14 protein-coding genes are annotated in these 16,381 nt (G+C 54.6%); 8 read left to right on the top strand and 6 right to left on the bottom strand.

All coding sequences use genetic code 11. The features are described 5' to 3' along the window. The first annotated feature begins 60 nt into the window (after positions 1-60). Positions 61-2,184 carry a phenylacetic acid degradation bifunctional protein PaaZ gene (gene paaZ / locus AC1Z3F_RS09485; protein ID WP_483565608.1) on the top strand — a complete coding sequence of 708 codons (2,124 nt, stop codon included), beginning with the start codon at positions 61-63 and terminating at the stop codon, positions 2,182-2,184. Between the two features lie 320 nt (positions 2,185-2,504). Further along, entirely contained in the window at positions 2,505-4,283 is a 1,779-nt protein-coding gene (locus AC1Z3F_RS09480; RefSeq protein ID WP_242632473.1) for a carbohydrate-binding module family 20 domain-containing protein, read from the top strand. A gap of 51 nt (positions 4,284-4,334) precedes the next feature. On the opposite strand, the gene AC1Z3F_RS09475 is transcribed toward AC1Z3F_RS09480, so the two are convergent. The 6 genes from AC1Z3F_RS09475 to AC1Z3F_RS09450 all read right to left on the bottom strand — a co-directional run bounded on the left by AC1Z3F_RS09475 (position 4,335) and on the right by AC1Z3F_RS09450 (position 11,017). Beyond that, positions 4,335-5,045 (bottom strand): nicotinamide mononucleotide transporter, encoded by a 711-nt coding sequence (locus AC1Z3F_RS09475; protein WP_131088869.1) that lies wholly within the window; start codon positions 5,043-5,045, stop codon positions 4,335-4,337. A 223-nt stretch (positions 5,046-5,268) separates the two neighbouring features. Next, positions 5,269-5,883 (bottom strand): TetR/AcrR family transcriptional regulator, encoded by a 615-nt coding sequence (locus AC1Z3F_RS09470; protein ID WP_131088868.1) that lies wholly within the window; start codon positions 5,881-5,883, stop codon positions 5,269-5,271. Positions 5,884-5,915: 32 nt separating this feature from the next. Then, on the bottom strand, positions 5,916-7,235 hold the full coding sequence (locus tag AC1Z3F_RS09465) for a phenylacetate--CoA ligase family protein (protein WP_483565607.1): 1,320 nt from the start codon (positions 7,233-7,235) through the stop codon (positions 5,916-5,918). A 32-nt stretch (positions 7,236-7,267) separates the two neighbouring features. Next, positions 7,268-7,714 carry a hydroxyphenylacetyl-CoA thioesterase PaaI gene (paaI, locus tag AC1Z3F_RS09460; RefSeq protein WP_131088866.1) on the bottom strand — a complete coding sequence of 149 codons (447 nt, stop codon included), beginning with the start codon at positions 7,712-7,714 and terminating at the stop codon, positions 7,268-7,270. 115 nt (positions 7,715-7,829) lie between these two features. Then, on the bottom strand, positions 7,830-8,861 hold the full coding sequence (locus AC1Z3F_RS09455) for a GNAT family N-acetyltransferase (protein ID WP_483565606.1): 1,032 nt from the start codon (positions 8,859-8,861) through the stop codon (positions 7,830-7,832). A 2-nt stretch (positions 8,862-8,863) separates the two neighbouring features. Continuing rightward, positions 8,864-11,017: a S9 family peptidase gene (locus AC1Z3F_RS09450; protein WP_483565605.1), complete on the bottom strand. Its 2,154-nt coding sequence runs from the start codon at positions 11,015-11,017 to the stop codon at positions 8,864-8,866. 200 nt (positions 11,018-11,217) lie between these two features. Between AC1Z3F_RS09450 and AC1Z3F_RS09445 the strand changes: the two genes are divergently transcribed. From AC1Z3F_RS09445 to paaC, 6 genes are all read left to right on the top strand, one after another. Beyond that, positions 11,218-12,684 (top strand): amino acid ABC transporter substrate-binding protein/permease, encoded by a 1,467-nt coding sequence (locus AC1Z3F_RS09445; RefSeq protein WP_396268538.1) that lies wholly within the window; start codon positions 11,218-11,220, stop codon positions 12,682-12,684. A gap of 26 nt (positions 12,685-12,710) precedes the next feature. After that, the gene (locus AC1Z3F_RS09440) at positions 12,711-13,436 is read left to right on the top strand and encodes an amino acid ABC transporter ATP-binding protein (protein WP_131089808.1); all 726 of its coding nucleotides are present in this window, start codon (positions 12,711-12,713) and stop codon (positions 13,434-13,436) included. A 203-nt stretch (positions 13,437-13,639) separates the two neighbouring features. After that, the gene (locus AC1Z3F_RS09435) at positions 13,640-14,089 is read left to right on the top strand and encodes a DoxX family protein (protein ID WP_483565604.1); all 450 of its coding nucleotides are present in this window, start codon (positions 13,640-13,642) and stop codon (positions 14,087-14,089) included. A gap of 141 nt (positions 14,090-14,230) precedes the next feature. Beyond that, positions 14,231-15,217, top strand: coding sequence for a 1,2-phenylacetyl-CoA epoxidase subunit PaaA (gene paaA, locus AC1Z3F_RS09430; RefSeq protein ID WP_131088862.1), 987 nt, complete (start codon positions 14,231-14,233; stop codon positions 15,215-15,217). A 1-nt stretch (position 15,218) separates the two neighbouring features. Beyond that, positions 15,219-15,509 carry a 1,2-phenylacetyl-CoA epoxidase subunit PaaB gene (gene paaB, locus AC1Z3F_RS09425; RefSeq protein WP_131088861.1) on the top strand — a complete coding sequence of 97 codons (291 nt, stop codon included), beginning with the start codon at positions 15,219-15,221 and terminating at the stop codon, positions 15,507-15,509. Then, positions 15,506-16,366 (top strand): 1,2-phenylacetyl-CoA epoxidase subunit PaaC, encoded by an 861-nt coding sequence (gene paaC / locus AC1Z3F_RS09420; RefSeq protein ID WP_131088860.1) that lies wholly within the window; start codon positions 15,506-15,508, stop codon positions 16,364-16,366. The genes paaB and paaC overlap by 4 nt, the downstream gene beginning before the upstream one ends. The last annotated feature ends 15 nt before the right edge of the window (positions 16,367-16,381 follow it).

Genomic DNA, 16,381 nt, shown 5'->3' with positions numbered 1-16,381 from the left:
CGCTCTTCCTGATAGGGTTTAAGTTAATACTGACCGACCGTTCAGGAAGGAATTGTGTCAATGTCGACAAAACAGATCAGCGCAGTACCCAGCTTCATCGCGGGACAATGGTGGACTCCCGAATCTCAGGGAGGAACTGAGGTTCGCGATGCCAATACCGGAGAGTTGCTGGCCTCGGTAACTAGTGACAAATTGGATGTTGCCGCCGCCGTTGTCTATGGCCGAAGCACCGGGCACCAAGAACTTGCCAAGCTCACCTTGCACGAGCGGGCGTTGAAGCTCAAGGAACTGGCGCTGTATCTGAATGAACGACGCAAGGATCTCTACGAGATCTCGTTCAAAACCGGAGCCACGAAAACAGATTCCATGGTGGATATTGATGGCGGCATTGGTGTGCTCTTTACGTTCTCTTCCAAGGGACGTCGCGAACTACCCAACAACAATGCCATTCTTGACGGCCCCACTGAGCCACTAAGCAAAGACGGCTCATTTATCGGCACACATATCTACACCGCCATGAGCGGAGTAGTGGTGCAGGTGAATGCCTTCAACTTCCCGGTCTGGGGCATGCTGGAAAAATTTGCCCCCGCCTTTATTGCCGGTGTTCCAACCATCGTTAAGCCAGCAACACCAACGGGCTACCTGGCAGAGGCCGCAGTACGACTGATGCTCGATTCAGGCATCCTGCCAGAAGGATCCTTGCAGCTACTTTCAGGCTCAGCCCGAGACCTCATGGATCATCTGGATTACCGTGACATGTTTGCCTTCACCGGCTCAGCTGCCACCGCAAACAAACTTAAATCCCATCCAAACGTTATCGACGGGGGAGTGCGATTCGCGGCTGAAACCGATTCCCTGAACGCGGCCATTCTAGGTTCGGACGCAGAAGTGGGAAGCGCCGAATTTGAGGCCTTCGTCAAGGTAGCCGTCACTGAGATGACCAGCAAGGCCGGCCAAAAGTGCACCGCCATCCGTCGCAACATCGTTCCCTCGCGCTTGGTTGACCCAGTGATTGCAGCTATCGGAGAGCGCATTGACCAGCGCGTGGTCATTGGTGATCCGCGCGTAGCGGGCGTGAATATGGGAGCTTTGGCTTCACTGGAGCAGCTGAGCGATGTGCGGGCTGCCGTGCAAGATATGATGGCTGCCGGCGGCGAGCTGGCCTATGGACGTCTTGACGCGCCAGCGGTGCGCGTAGCGCCCGAAAAGGACGCTGTTGCACAAGCCGGTGCTTTCATGTCACCGATTGTTCTTCGCTGGAATGATGCACGTAATCCACTGGTGCACTCGCGTGAAGCGTTTGGACCAGTCAGTTCGGTCATCGGCTACGAGAACCTGGACGAAGCAATCGAACTGGCTGTCATGGGTGCCGGGTCCCTTGTAGCAACCGTGTGCAGTAACGACGCTGAGACGGTGCGCGCGCTGACCTTGGGCATCGCTGCGCATCACGGACGTGTTCACATCCTGAATCGAGAAACTGCTCGTTCAACAACTGGCCACGGCTCACCGGTACCGCATCTGGTCCACGGCGGACCAGGCCGTGCCGGTGGCGGCGAAGAGCTAGGCGGAATCCGTTCGGTCAAGCACCATATGCAGCGCACCGCCGTACAGGGTTCACCAAATATGCTCACCGCGTTGAGCGGAGTATGGCACTTAGGAGCCGACCAACGATTGGCTGGAAGTGAAAAGTTTGGTGGTGATGCGCAGTATGTCCACCCATTCCGTAAGTCACTTGCCGAGCTGCGCGTTGGGGACGGATTCGCCTCGGATCTGCGTGTTGTGCACTTAGAAGAAATTAGTGAATTCGCGCAAAAAACCGGCGATACCTTCTACGCTCACACAGACGCCAAAGCCGCGGAAGCTAACCCATTCTTCCCAGGGATTGTTGCCCACGGCTATCTTCTGGTGTCATGGGCCGCGGGCCTCTTCGTTGAGCCAACACCGGGGCCGGTACTGGCCAATTATGGGTTAGAAAACCTACGGTTCATCACTCCAGTTTCGGCCGGGGACGCCATTCGCGTGACGCTGACGGCCAAGAAAATCACCCCGCGCGTCACCGATGAATATGGCGAGGTCGCGTGGGACGCAATCTTGCACAATCAGCATGATGAGATCGTGGCAACCTACGATGTTTTGACTCTGGTGGAGAAAGAAAATATCACTTACGCAAACTTCGGAAGCTAAGCTCTTAGATCCATAGAAGGTGGGCGTCGCACTATGCGACGCCCACCTCTTTCGTGTCTGCTCCGATGAACTGTGGAGCCCATGTAAGCGTTTCCAAAATGTTCTCAAACTCATACCCATGGCTAAAAACTTTCGTCAATCTAGGCCGAGAATATCGCTGATTTAACCTGTTTACAGAAATTTACTTCTTGGTTAGACCTAAGAAAGCGTTTACAGTTGTGTCTCAGGTCACATATTGATGGGGAGATGTGTGGCTAGTCGATTCGGAGCGCAGGTTCCGCCGGATCGTTGCCCAATCATCACATCAAAGGAGCATTTCTGTGGGACTTTTGTCATCACGCGCCAAACCAACTAGACGCAGAATCGGAGCACGAGCGGCCAAACCAGCTGCCGCTCTAGCCGCCTCACTAGCCTTGTTGGCTGCCCCATTGTTCGCCGCCCCAGCTCAAGCGACAACCCCATCAAACAACGGGAAGGATGTCATTCTTAACCTCTTCCAGTGGAACTGGAACTCGGTGGCCCAAGAATGTAAATCAAGCATCGGACCAGCAGGCTTCGGGTACGTTCAGGTTTCACCACCCGCTGAGCACCTTCGCGGAACAGCCTGGTGGACTTCCTATCAGCCGGTGAGCTACAAGGTGGACTCAAAGCTGGGTAACCGCGAAGAGTTCTCGGCCATGGTCAAAAGCTGTAACGATGCAGGCGTCAAAGTAGTCGCCGACGCCGTGGTCAATCACATGGCTGGTGTGGGCCAGTCCGGCACCGGGACCGCCGGCTCGCCATTCTCGGAAGACAACTTCCCAGAGTATTCGGCCCAAGACTTCAACGATTGCCGCACCAACATTTCCAACTACGCTGACCGCTGGCAGGTTCAAAATTGCCGGCTAGTCGGACTGCAAGATTTGAAGACTTCCAGCAGCTACGTTCAGCAGAACATCGCAGACTATCTTGATGATCTGGTCTCGCTAGGTGTCTCCGGATTCCGCATTGACGCCTCAAAGCACATCCCGGCTTCTGATCTTGAGGCGATCAAATCAAAGATGAAAAACTCGGGTGTTTACTGGGTCCATGAAGTTATCGGAGCCTCTGGGGAACCTATCCAGGAAAGCGAATATCTAGGTAGCGGCGACTCATTTGAATTCGACTATGCCCGTCAGCTGAAGAACGACTTTGATGCACAGATTTCCAACCTGCGTTTCATCGGTGATGGCAAGCTTAACGGCGCCAATGCTGGGGTCTTCGTGACCAACCATGACACCGAACGCAATGGTGAAACCATGAACTACAAATGGGGAGCCAAATACCTGCTAGCGAACGTTTTTATGCTTTCTTGGCCTTATGGTTCGCCCTCGGTGTACTCAGGCTTCTCATTCACTGACAAGGAATCCGGTGCTCCCGGCGCCAGCGATTCTTCGGTGCCCAACGCCAACTGTGATTCATCGGCATGGACCTGCGAACAGCGGCAAGAAGAAATTATTGGAATGGTCGGATTCAACAATGCCGTTGGCGACGCTGCGGTAAGCAACTGGTGGGACGACGGAAATAACCAGATCGCCTACGGACGAGGTAACAAGGGATTTGTCGCCATTAACAACACCGGGGCTGCCACTACCCGTCAGTACACTAGCGCGCTAGCTGCCGGGACCTACTGCGATGTCGTCTCCGGTGCGGACTGCTCGCAGAAGATCACCGTAGGAGCTGACGGCAAGTTCACCGCGACCATACCTGCGTACGGTGCACTGGCGTTGCACGTGGGTGCACTCGGTGATGGCTCAATCGGTGGGGGAACCGACCCGGTCGAAGAAGCCGGTGACGTTAGTGTGGCAGTAACTGCCGAAACCACACTGGGGCAGAATATCCGAATTGTCGGCAACCAGGCGATGCTGGGTAATTGGGACCCGGCCAAGGCGCTGGCGCTCTCCTCGGCAAATTACCCGAGCTGGACCGGCACCGTGGACCTTCCTGCCGGGACAACCTTTGAGTACAAGTACATCAAGTATGACCAGAACGGGAACACCAGTTGGGAGTCCGGAGGCAACCGCACCGCCACTGTTGGGGCCGATGGATCACTGGTTCTGAAAGACAGCTGGCATAACTAGCTCCAACAAAAAAATCCCGCCCAAAAATGGGCGGGATTTTTTGCGGAAAACTTACTTTTCAGAGTCAGCGTTCAGCTTATCCAAAGTGGCTTGCTTTGCCTTTTGCAGTGCAAGTTCTTCTTCGCTCAGTTCCTCATGAGCAACCTCTGAAGCACCGGACAGGTTGCGCCAGAGGTAGAAGCCATACACGGCGGCCAGGGCGATAAATACGTACAAGCCGATCATGCCCAGCATTGGGGAGATCATGAAGTAAATGACCAGATCAGCGATGGCCGCAAGGGCCAACAACAGCCAACCCTCACGAACGCCTCGTGCGATCATCACGAAGGATGCGAAGATCGCTGCGTCGGCGAAGTACATGACCCAAATTTCCGGCGTAGCGCTCAGGAAAGTGGAGTTGAACAAGAATGGGCCGAATCGCAAAGCAACCAACAAGATCAGGCCAACAAGCATGCCAACGGCAGACCACATGGTGATTCCAGTACGGGTTACTTCACGGGTGAACTTGCCGTGAAGCTTGTATTGGGAGAACCGCCAGAGGCCAAAGATCGGCAGCAGCAACAGCGGAATACCGTAGATCAGTCCAAGAAGGTCAAACTGCAGCGCAGAAATCAGTGGGCCGACAAAAACGGCAAGAATCAGAGTCCACCAACCCAGATCGTTGCGATGGGCCAGCAAGATTGCAGAGACGAAAACTAGCAACATGCTTGCGGCGGACAGCAGGATTTGAACATAGGAACTATTGCTGTCAGCAGTAGCCATGAAAAGGGTTTGTAAGATTGAATCCACGGTGCTCTTCACTCGATCGATTGGCAACGGCAGGTGCACAAGGCACCCCTTAGATGCTAGCCGTGATTCCTGTGAGTCAGTGAATCCTGTAAGGGTTGGATGCAACACAACCCTCGTGCCTGATGATGCAGAAACAAGAATGCGACCCTCTACCCGTAAGCAGAAGGTCGCATCCTCAAAGTTGCTAATCTAGCTATTACGACTTGGTGTGCAAACCGGTGAACAGCAAAGAGATGGCTTGTTCTTCAAGCTTCGTCGCTTCGAGGGGACCATCTACGCGGTACCAATCCACCAATGAATTGATCATGCCGAAGAGTAATCTGGCGGTGCTTCGTGGATCTAGATCTTCTCGAAGCTTGCCGTCGCTCTGCGCAGCTGTGACCAATTCAGCTAACTGGCGGTCCATGGCGCGTCGGCGCTCCAACGCTTGACGTTCAAGTTCGGTGTTGCCACGCAAGCGAAGCAACAAGGTGACGTACAGGCGCTTGTCAATCAAAATACGAATCGTTGAACGCAGGAAAAATTCGAGCCGTTCATCGGCGCTACCCTCATGGGACTGCACCTCGGTGATCACTGCTTCCAAAGGAATCAGTGCTTCATCCAAGGCAAGGCGCAACAAATCCTCTTTAGAAGGCACATGGTGATAAATCGCGGACTTGCTAATGCTCAGTCGGTCGGCGAGTTTACCCATCGAGGTCGCGTCGTACCCGTATTCGTTGAAAGCCTCAACGGCAATGCGCAATACGGTTTCCTGGTCGTAGCCGGGGCGCCCTCTTTTAGCCGGTCGACTTGCAGTGTCAGTGGTGTCCATGATGAATCGATTATTCCATGTCCCAGCTCGGATTACTGATTACGTAGGTCATAGATGCGCTTGAGTTTACCCATGGAACGCTCCAGCGATTCAGGTTCTACAACATCGATGGCACACGATGATCCAATGTGAATCTTGATCAGTTTGGCTAGTTCCTTGCCTGCGTGCTCGGCCTGCTCGGTGGAAGTATCCATGCGACGCTCCACCTTGACGGCCAACTGGTCCATGCGATCAGGGCGGGAGAGGATCAGTTGGAAGTGCGGGGAGAGACCCGGAACCTTCAGGATCAATTCTTCAACCTGGCTGGGGAACAAGTTCACGCCACGCAAGATGATCATGTCATCACTGCGTCCGGTGATTCGACCCATTCGACGGTGTCCGGGACGAACGCTACCTGGCAGTAATCGAGTGAGGTCATGGGTGCGATAGCGAATGATCGGTAGGGCCTGTTTGGTCAAAGAAGTGAAGACCAATTCTCCGTGCTCGCCGTCGCCGAGGACCTTGGTTGGGTCAAAGGCATCAATGATTTCCGGACGGAAGTGATCTTCCCAGATGTGGCTGCCGTCTTTACGTTCATTTGATTCTCCAGCGACGCCTGGGCCCATGACTTCGGAAAGTCCATAGATATCGCAGGCATCAATATTGAACATTTCTTCTAGCTCGTGACGCATTTCTTCAGTCCACGGTTCTGCGCCGAGCACAGCAACCTTGAGCGAAGTGCTGCGTGGGTCAATGCCTTTGCGTTGCATCGCGTCCCCGATAGTCAGCAGGTAGGTTGGCGTGCACAAGATGGCATCCGGAGCGAAGTCTTGGACCAGTGAGATCTGCTTATCGGTTTGCCCACCGGACATCGGGATAACGGTAGCGCCCAGGCGTTCGGCTGCAGCGTGCGCGCCCAGTCCACCGGTGAAGAGTCCGTAACCATAGGCGTTGTGAACCTTCCAGCCTGGTTTCACTCCCGATAGGCGAAGGCACCTTGCGCCCAACTTGGCCCAGTCATCTAAATCCTGCTGGGTGTATCCAACAACGGTGGGTTTTCCCGTGGTTCCTGAGGAAGCGTGAATACGTGCAACTTCGTGCTGTGGGACGGCGAACATGCCAAACGGATAGGTCTTTCGCAGATCTTCTTTTTCCGTGAAAGGGAACAGCGACAGGTCGCTCAGTTCCTTGAGATCATTGGGATGGACGCCTGCAGCATCATACTTTTCCTTGTAATGAGGAACCTTGTTGTAGGCCAGATGCAGGGTGTCCTTCAAACGAGCAAGTTGGATCGATTCGATCTCATCACGGCTCATGGTTTCTTCTGCGTCAAGCGGGTTTGGCAGCTCAACACGGCGGGAGGTCTCAGACATGCTAGAACTTTCGTCAGGAATGGACTGGGGGATTAGCGCGATTTTGGCTTAGGTATGGTGCGGGAACGTCCGCGGAATTCGGCGATAACTTCGCTAGTACCGTCGCTGGTTTCTTGAGTGACCGTAATGTCGTAGAGTCCGCTACGTCCTTGTTGCGAGACTCGGTTGCCGGTGGCAGTGAGTTTTCTGCCCAGCACTGCTGGCTTTAGGAAGTTGATGTCTGCTCCGGAGGCCACGGTGATGGTTTCTTCGGAGCCTTCGACTTCGTTGCAGCTCATGGCGAATGCGGTGTCTGCAAGGGTGAAGATCATCCCGCCATGACCAATGCCAAAGCCATTGAGCATTTCTTCACGAAGCTCCATGGTGATGACCGCATGTCCGTCACTGGCTTCGATGACTTCAATGCCTAGCCATCGGGCGGCAGTATCATTGCGGAGAATCTCGTGGGGTAACGGCTCTTCTACCTGAGTTTTGGTCATCATTGTCCTTCGCCGATTTATTTACCGAACGATCATTAGGTAATAACATAATGTGAGCTAAGTCAAGTTTTTGAACAGTTGGGTATCCCGTATTGCGCCAGAGGGCGAGAGGAAACTAGTCGGTGAAAATGCGACGGTGTAAATCAAGGATGAAGGGTTCCTTGATTCGGTTGTAGTCCATGACCAGAGCATCTTCACCATCGGTAGCCGCGATCTGTGCAGCGGCCTGTCTCTTCACCGCGGCGTAGGCATCACGGTCAACACTGTTGTGTCGCAGATGTTCACGGAAAATCATCATTCGCAGGTATTCAGGACTGCCTGCGGAAAAGATGTGAATGTTGGCATCCGACAGCCCAGACTCCATCGATGGTTTAAACATGCGGTGCGCGTACCAGCCTGGTTCCCGGTGCCAGAACACTAAGCCTGCCTGTTGCAACGCCGCCACATACGTACTTTCATCGTTGGCATCAGGCACCAACAAGGTGATATCGATGATCGGCTTGGCTGGCAGTCCAACTACCGAAGTAGAACCGGTATGTTCCACAGCTAAGGCAAGCGGCCCCAACGCCGAGGAAATAAGGGCAGCGAGGTTCGCGAAGTCGCTGGCCCAATGAGCTTGGGGTTCTTCGATGCGAATGTTTCCGCGCGTCAGTTGGCCACCAACCGCCTCATAACCCGGGTCTTCTTCGGGCTGAGATCGCAGTAGCGGGGGGTACGGCAAGGTGCACAAATATCTTGTGGTGCCGGGCCAACGCCAATCTTCGGCTGACTTGGAAATCATACAGCCGATGGCACCGTAAAACTCGATGGCATCCTTATCGGTGGTCGCCCAAATGCTTTTGCCGTGGCGCTTTCGCAGTGCCTTCAGCAAACCATGTGCCAAGCCCTGTTGCTGGTGTTCGGGTAAGACGGCGAGGTATTCAAGGCACAACGAATACTTGTCAGCATGCCGGTAGGCGGCCAAGGCGCAAATGTTCCCAGATTGAGTGAAACTGGCAAGAACATTCAGAGCTTGGCATTCGTCCAGTAGTTCTTCTAGGCCTTGTTCATCGGCAGGACTAGCGGCCAGCACCAGCAACCGACGCACCGCAGAGTCATCGCGGTAGTCGGTGATGCTGATGTGGCGCATGGCCGCTACTTGCTTCATGATCAGATTAGTTTGGTGCAACCCAAGGAATCTAAGGCAAAGGCGTAATCCCAGGCGCGAGACTTCCATGACTCGTATCGGCCCGAGGCGCCGCCATGGCCACCGTCCATCTCGGTTTTCAGCACGATCGGTGCCTCACCGGTGCCGACTTCACGAAGCTTGGCAACCCACTTCGCTGGCTCAACGTACAGCACACGGGTGTCGTTCAGCGAAGTAACCGCGGCAATCTTTGGGTAGGCCTGAGCAGTGACGTTTTCATACGGAGAATACGACTTCATGTAGTCATAGACTTCTTTGCTTTCAATCGGATTACCCCACTCTTCCCACTCCAAGGCGGAGAGTGGAAGGTCTGGATCAAGGATTGATGTCAGTGCGTCAACAAATGGCACCTGAGCAATGATCGCGGTGTACAGCTGCGGAGCCATATTGGCGATAGCACCCATAAGAAGTCCACCGGCGGAGCCGCCTAGGGCAACAATGCGCTGCGGGTCAGCAAGGCCAGAATCGATGACGTGCTTAGTTGAATCAACAAAGTCCGTGAAGGTGTTCTTCTTGTGTAGCTTCTTGCCCTTCAAGTACCAATCGCGACCCAACTCGCCACCGCCACGCACGTGAACTATCACAAAGATGACTCCGCGATCCAAAACGCTCAACCGCGGTATGCCAAAGCCTGGGTCCATGGAAGCCTCATAGGAGCCGTACCCGTAGATCAGCACCGGCTGCGGTACGGAGGTATCCAGATCGGCACGACGCATGACGGTCAAAGGAATCTTGGTTCCGTCAGCGGCGGTAGCCCAATCCCGAGTGGAGACATACTTGCTCGGGGCATAGTCATTGACCGGCGTCTGCTTGCGTAGAACCAGGCTCTGATCTTCTAGCCACAGGTCGTAAACCCGGGCAGGGGTGAAGTCAGCGGTGTAACTGATGCGGATCAGCGGTGCATCAAGTTCAGCAAAAGTCGGGGAGGCGGTGAACAACTCGTCTTCAAATTCAGGTTCGATCGGTGCTGCTTGCGCCGCGGTTCCCAACCCTTCCAGGGCCAGAAGCTGCACGCGTTCGCAGGTGTCACGACGTACCGAGAGGATCACGTGGGAACCGGTGAGGATCGTACCTTCAATCTTCACCGTGTCCTCATGAGCAACAACGCTCTGCCACTGCTCTGGAGACGTGTCTTTACCAAGCTGATCAATGTTTGCCAAAGACACCATATTGTTCGGTGCCTGGTAGTCGTGGGTGATCAGTGCTTGGCCGGCGGCTGGCATCAAGTCGATACCGTGTAACAAGCCCAGATCACGGGGGACCAGCAAGGTGACAGTGGCGTTGCTGTCGGTCAGATCCAGCATGCTGGTTTCCGAGTACTCAGAGTTGCCGCTGGAAATCATCAGGACTTTGCGGTCTGGGCTCAGATCAAAGCCAAGCCACATGCCCGGGTCGTTTTCTTCAAAGATCAGCTGGTCTTCGGCTGCATCGGTGCCTAAACGGTGTGCGCGAATCTGGTTAGGACGCCACGTTTCATCAACCACCGTGTAGAAAACGGTGGAGGAATCCGGGGAGAAAGCTAAGCCGTAAAAGACGCCTTCGATAACGTCCGGCAAGAGCTGACCGGTCTTGAGGTCCTTGATGTAAAGGGTGAAGCGTTCATCTCCTGCATTATCAACGCAGTAGGCCAGCAGATTCCCTTCTTCATTCAGCGCCATGCCACCGAGGGAGAAGAAGGGTTGACCTTCAGCTAGGGCATTGCCGTCAAGCAAGACTTCTTCGGCCGGCAAGCTCTGTTCTGCATCAATTACTGGGGGAGTCCAGTCGGCTACTGCATCCGAAGTATCGGTGGCCTTAACGCGGCACTGCACGGTGTAAGGCTTGCCCTCGGCTGAGCGGGTGAAGTACCACCAACCGCGGCGGCGAACCGGTACAGACAAGTCGGTTTCTACGGTGCGTGCCTTGATCTCGTTAAACAGGTCATCGCGCAGTGGCTGCTGGGCGGCGGTGACTGCGTCGGTGTAGTCGTTTTCAGCCTTGAGATGGTTGATCACTTCAGGGCTGGTCTTCTCCCTGAGCCACTCGTAGTTATCGATGAAATCATCACCATGGAAGCTGCGGGTGGTAGGGCGCTTGGCCGCGACCGGAGGAGTGTTATTCAACGATGCATCAGTCATACCCCTATTCAATCTCACGCGCACCACTTGTGGGCACTGGCTATGCTCAGCGCGGACAGAAGATCGTTGCCGGGTTTGGATCTCTGAGCACAATAGGCGCCAATGCTTCCGGCTAGACTCTAATGCGCCTAGGCTTGCAGGAATAGGATCATGTCTGCAGCTCGGGCCACTCGCCCTTTAGTTTGAGAAAGCGATCATCAGTGGAAAAGAAACAGAGAGTTGCCCGGCACGGGCGCCTGCAACGATGGATTGCCGCGGCAGCCATCGGTTTGATGGCGTTGGTTGTTGGTGCGCCTTCGGCCATGGCCCAAGGCAACGAAAAAGTTGACGGTCAAACATACGTCATTGGTACCGACACCACCTTCGCCCCCTTTGAATTCCGTCAGGATGGCGAACTGACTGGTATCGATATGGACATCTTGCAGCAAATTGCTGATGACCAAGGATTTAAGGTTGAAGTCAGGTCCCTTGGCTTCAGTGCCGCTTTGGCTGCCCTTTCATCAAATCAGGTGGATGGCGTCATCGCAGGTATGTCGATCACCGATGAACGTAAAGAAATCTATGACTTCTCGGAGCCATATTTTGAGTCCGGTGTACAGATGGCTGTCGCCAAGAACAAAGACGACGTCAAGACTTATGAGGACCTCAAGGGCAAAACCGTTGTCGCCAAGACTGGTTCTGAGGGTGAAACCTACGCCAAGTCCATCGCTAAAAAATATGGGTTTACGGTCAAGTCCCTAGACCAGTCCGCGACCATGTATGAATCGGTGAAGTCAGGTTCCGCTGTAGCGGTATTTGATGACTACCCGGTGCTGGCCTACGGCATTGCTCAGGGTAACGGTCTGAAGACCGTGACCGACAAGGTGCCCGGTGGCTCCTACGGTTTCGCAGTTAATAAGGGTGAGAACACCGCCCTGTTGGCAGCCTTCAACGATGGTCTTGCAGAGCTAAAGGCCAACGGCGAGTACCAGAAGATTCTGGACAAGTACCTTTCTGATCCCAGCGCTTCGACTCCGGATAATTTCTTTGATCTAGTGGCCAAGTCCTTCCCGGCCTTGATGTCCGGTTTGTGGCACACCCTGTTGGTCACCGCGATCTCCTTCGCCATTGCCATGGTGCTTGGTCTGTTCTTCGGCTTCTTGAAGCTCTCGGGCAACATCGTGCTTCGCGGGATTGCCTCGACCTTCGTCAATATCTTCCGCGGAACCCCGCTGCTGCTCTGGGCCTTCATGTTCTACTTCGGTCTGCCACAGCTGACCGGTTGGGAAGTCTCAGTCTGGACCGCAGGTGTGCTGACCTTGTCGCTGAACGCTGGCGCCTATGTTGCTGAAATCGTTCGCGGTGGTATCCAGTCGGTGGATCCAGGCCAGCTTGAAGCTTCTCGCTCCTTGGGTCTGGGCTACGGCAAGTCGATGCAGAAGGTTGTTGTTCCTCAGGCTTTCAAGATGATGACTCCATCGTTGATCAACCAGTTGATCATCAGCCTGAAAGACTCCTCGTTGCTGTTGGCTATTGGCTTTGGCGAACTGCTCTACCAAGGTCAGCAGATTTACGCAGCGAACTTCCGCGTGACCGAAACCCTGCTCATCGTGGGTGTCATTTACTTCATCGCCATCATGGCCCTGACAAAGTTGGCTAACTACGCCGATCGGAGGTTCAACAAGTGAGCGCCGTAACCGAGCAGAGCTCCCAGATGAAAATCCAGGTCCAAGACCTGCATAAGTCTTTCGGTTCAAACAATGTTCTTAAGGGCATTGATCTTGATATTCGTGAAGGTGAAGTGGTGTGTGTCATCGGGCCTTCGGGTTCCGGTAAGTCCACACTGCTGCGTTGCCTGAACAAGCTGGAAGAGATTACTTCTGGCAAGGTGATTGTTGACGGTTTTGATGTCACCGATCCAAAGGTGGATATCAATGAGGTTCGCCGTCATGTGGGCATGGTGTTCCAGCACTTTAACCTCTTCCCGCACATGACCGTCGCCGAGAACATCATGCTTGCTCCAGTGGAGCTGAAGAAGATGGACAAGGCCCAGGCACGCGAACGTGCGCTGGAACTTCTGGAACGTGTAGGGCTCAAGGACAAGGCCAACGCTCGTCCGGCATCCCTGTCAGGTGGACAGAAGCAGCGTGTAGCTATTGCTCGTGCGCTGGCCATGGCTCCAGGAATCATGCTCTTTGACGAGGCCACCAGTGCTCTTGACCCTGAGATGGTCGGCGAGGTGCTCCAGGTTATTAAGGAGTTGGCTGACTCGGGCATGACCATGGTCTTGGTAACCCACGAGATGGGCTTCGCCCGCGAGGTGGGTGACCGAGTGATCTTCATGGCTGACGGTGTGGTTTGTGAGCAGGGTGAGCCAGAGCAACTCTTTGGTAATCCGCAGCAGGAACGTACTCGTGACTTCCTTTCGAAGGTGCTCTAGTACGAAGTTCTAAAGCCAACGGATAAGGGCCGCGCTTCCTGCCCCAGCATCACGCTCGGGTGGGGAACGCGGCTTTTTTCGTGATGAAGGTAACCGGAGTAAAACATCTAAGTGCTTGAAGCTTCAACTTGATCCGAATAGTGTTGAACGGGAAATCGAGCAGGGAGACCCCTGACCGGCTGACGTTTCTGAGGCGCTAGATCATGAACAATCTGGAAAATAATCCCCGCCTACTTGTCGCTGCGCAGGCCATTTTGCGCCTTGTTATCGGATTCCTATTTGCCGCCCACGGTTGGCAAAAGTTCTCCCAGTTCACCATTGATGGCACCACCGCCAACTTCGCTCAGATGGGCGTTCCTGCCGCAAGCTTGGTTGCCCCAGTGGTAGCAACCTTGGAACTGGTGGGAGGCATCGCCCTGATCTTGGGCATTGCAACCCGAATTTTCGGCGCACTGTTGGTGCTGGATATGATCGGCGCGTTGGCTCTAACTCACGCACAGAACGGCGTTTTTGTTGCCAATGGTGGTTATGAGCTCGTGCTGGCCCTGGCTGCCGGCGCCGTCGCGCTGGCCTTGATGGGACCAGGTCGCTGGGCCATTGATCACTTGCTGTTTGGCCCTAAGCGCGGAAAGCGTGCCGCGGTCAACGCCTAGATTTGTAGCTTCAAACAAAACCCCAAGGAGTGATCCTTGGGGTTTTGTTGTACCTGCGGAGCTTTTGTTGACGTGACCGAGAGCACTCTGACATACTGAACGAACGGTCAGTATGTAATTTGTTTTCGAAGAGGTGAACCCATGGCCCCGAGTGCGCCGCAGGAACCGGGACTCAGTGCTGTCCCGAGCTACGAAGAAGAACAATCACAAGCTCGCTTTGATGCGTTGATTGATCGGGACGCTCGCGTTGAACCACGTGACTGGATGCCTGAGCCTTACCGCAAAACTTTGACTCGACAGGTCTCCCAGCATGCCCACTCAGAAATCATTGGCATGCAGCCTGAAGCTAACTGGATTACTCGTGCTCCGTCGCTGAAGCGCAAGTCCATCTTGATGGCTAAGGTTCAGGATGAAGCCGGGCACGGACTGTACCTCTACTCGGCTGCCGAGACCCTAGGCACCAGCCGCGACGAGCTCAACGATCAGCTCTTGACCGGTCGCGCCAAGTACTCCTCGATCTTCAACTACCCAGCACGTTCATGGGCGGACATGGGTGCTATCGGCTGGCTAGTCGACGGAGCAGCCATCGCCAACCAAGTCCCACTATGCCGTGCATCCTATGGTCCTTATGGACGTGCGATGGTGCGTATCTGCAAGGAAGAGTCCTTCCACCAGCGCCAAGGATTTGAGATCCTGCTGGCACTCTCGCGCGGCACCGAAGCTCAAAAGAAAATGGCTCAAGATGCCATCAACCGCTTCTATGAGCCATCGCTGATGATGTTCGGCCCACCCGATGACCAGTCACCTAACTCCCAGCAGTCCATGGCCTGGAACATCAAACGATTCTCAAATGATGAGTTGCGCCAGCGCTTTGTCGGCATGATCGCCGAGCAGGTCAAGGTCCTTGGCATGACCCTTCCAGATCCAGAACTGCACTATGACGAAGTCAAAAAGCAGTGGATTCATAAGGATCTGAACTGGGATGAATTCATGAACGTCATCAAAGGCAACGGTCCAGCCAACTCCCAACGACTCGAACGTCGCCGCGAAGCACACCGAGAAGGCGCCTGGGTCCGCGAAGCCGCAACAGCCTACGCCGCAAAACAAGCACAAAGTGAGGTCGCCTAACATGAGCCAACAGAACAACTGGCCCCTGTGGGAAGTATTTGTCCGTTCCTCCCGCGGACTCTCGCACGTGCACGCAGGATCCTTACATGCCCCTGACGCGCAGATGGCCGTGCGTAACGCACGAGATCTATACACCCGACGCAATGAAGGCGTTTCCCTCTGGGTAGTGAAATCCAGCGACATCATTAGTTCTGATCCGGATGAGAAAGATTCCTTCTTTGAATCTCCGCAGGGCAAAGACTATCGACATGCCACGTACTACAAGGCCAGTGAAGGAGTGAAGCATCTGTGAAGCACGAAGAATTGGATGCTGCACTGGACAGCTTCGGCGACGCACTGGCTTCGGCCACCCGAGTCACCCCGGGAAACGCACTTCGTCCGGAAGACATTGCCGTAGACGGTGTAGCTCCCAGCGATGAAGTGGCACAGTACGCACTGACCTTGGGTGATGACTCGCTGATCTTGGCTCAGCGACTTGCCCACTGGATTTCGAGGGCCCCTGAGCTAGAAGAAGACGTAGCCCTGGGCAACATTGCCCTAGATATCCTCGGTCACGCCCGCTCATTTTTGACCTACGCCGGACTGGCCTGGGACAAGAGTGAAGATGATTTGGCGTACTGGCGTGAGGAAGAAGAATTCACTTCGCTATGGATCGTTGAGCAACCCAACGGGCACTTTGGTGTCACCATCATGCGACAGCTGATCGTCTCCATCTTCCAGCACCTGCTCTATCAAAAGCTGGTCAGCTCAGCTGACGAAACTTTAGCAGCTATCGCAGCCAAGGCTGTCAAAGAAGTGGATTACCACCGCGACCACGCCATTCAGTGGACCATCCGGTTGGGACAGGGAACCGAAGAGTCGGCCGAAAAAATGCGTCACGCTCTGGATATTCTCTGGCCCTACGTTGATGAAATGTTCCGCGATGAAGCGGTACACCAACGCCTAGAAGGTATCGCGGTGTTGCCCTCGACGCTTCGCGACGCATGGCAAGAAGAGATCACGGCAGTTCTAACCGACGCGGGTCTGCAGATTCCTTCCACCGGCCAAGCCATGGTCTATGGACGACGAGGTGAGCACTCTGAGCATCTTGGCTACGTGCTGGCCGAGATGCAGGTACTTGCACGTAAGCATCCCGGCGCCAGCTGGTAACGACAAATAATGCCC

It is taken from the genome of Glutamicibacter sp. MOO4, from assembly GCF_056934395.1.
The sequence above is the reverse complement of the archived record's forward strand: the minus strand, read 5'-3'. Positions and strand labels throughout refer to the sequence as shown.

Excerpts from the sequence above, each read along its gene's own strand:
- AC1Z3F_RS09475 (WP_131088869.1), bottom strand. The coding sequence starts at position 5,045 with ATGGCTACTGCTGACAGCAATAGTTCCTATGTTCAAATCCTGCTGTCC.
- paaB (WP_131088861.1), top strand. The coding sequence starts at position 15,219 with ATGAGCCAACAGAACAACTGGCCCCTGTGGGAAGTATTTGTCCGTTCC.
- AC1Z3F_RS09455 (WP_483565606.1), bottom strand. The coding sequence starts at position 8,861 with ATGAAGCAAGTAGCGGCCATGCGCCACATCAGCATCACCGACTACCGC.
- AC1Z3F_RS09440 (WP_131089808.1), top strand. The coding sequence starts at position 12,711 with ATGAAAATCCAGGTCCAAGACCTGCATAAGTCTTTCGGTTCAAACAAT.
- AC1Z3F_RS09435 (WP_483565604.1), top strand. The coding sequence starts at position 13,640 with ATGAACAATCTGGAAAATAATCCCCGCCTACTTGTCGCTGCGCAGGCC.
- AC1Z3F_RS09450 (WP_483565605.1), bottom strand. The coding sequence starts at position 11,017 with ATGACTGATGCATCGTTGAATAACACTCCTCCGGTCGCGGCCAAGCGC.
- paaA (WP_131088862.1), top strand. The coding sequence starts at position 14,231 with ATGGCCCCGAGTGCGCCGCAGGAACCGGGACTCAGTGCTGTCCCGAGC.
- AC1Z3F_RS09465 (WP_483565607.1), bottom strand. The coding sequence starts at position 7,235 with ATGTCTGAGACCTCCCGCCGTGTTGAGCTGCCAAACCCGCTTGACGCA.
- paaI (WP_131088866.1), bottom strand. The coding sequence starts at position 7,714 with ATGACCAAAACTCAGGTAGAAGAGCCGTTACCCCACGAGATTCTCCGC.
- paaZ (WP_483565608.1), top strand. The coding sequence starts at position 61 with ATGTCGACAAAACAGATCAGCGCAGTACCCAGCTTCATCGCGGGACAA.
- AC1Z3F_RS09470 (WP_131088868.1), bottom strand. The coding sequence starts at position 5,883 with ATGGACACCACTGACACTGCAAGTCGACCGGCTAAAAGAGGGCGCCCC.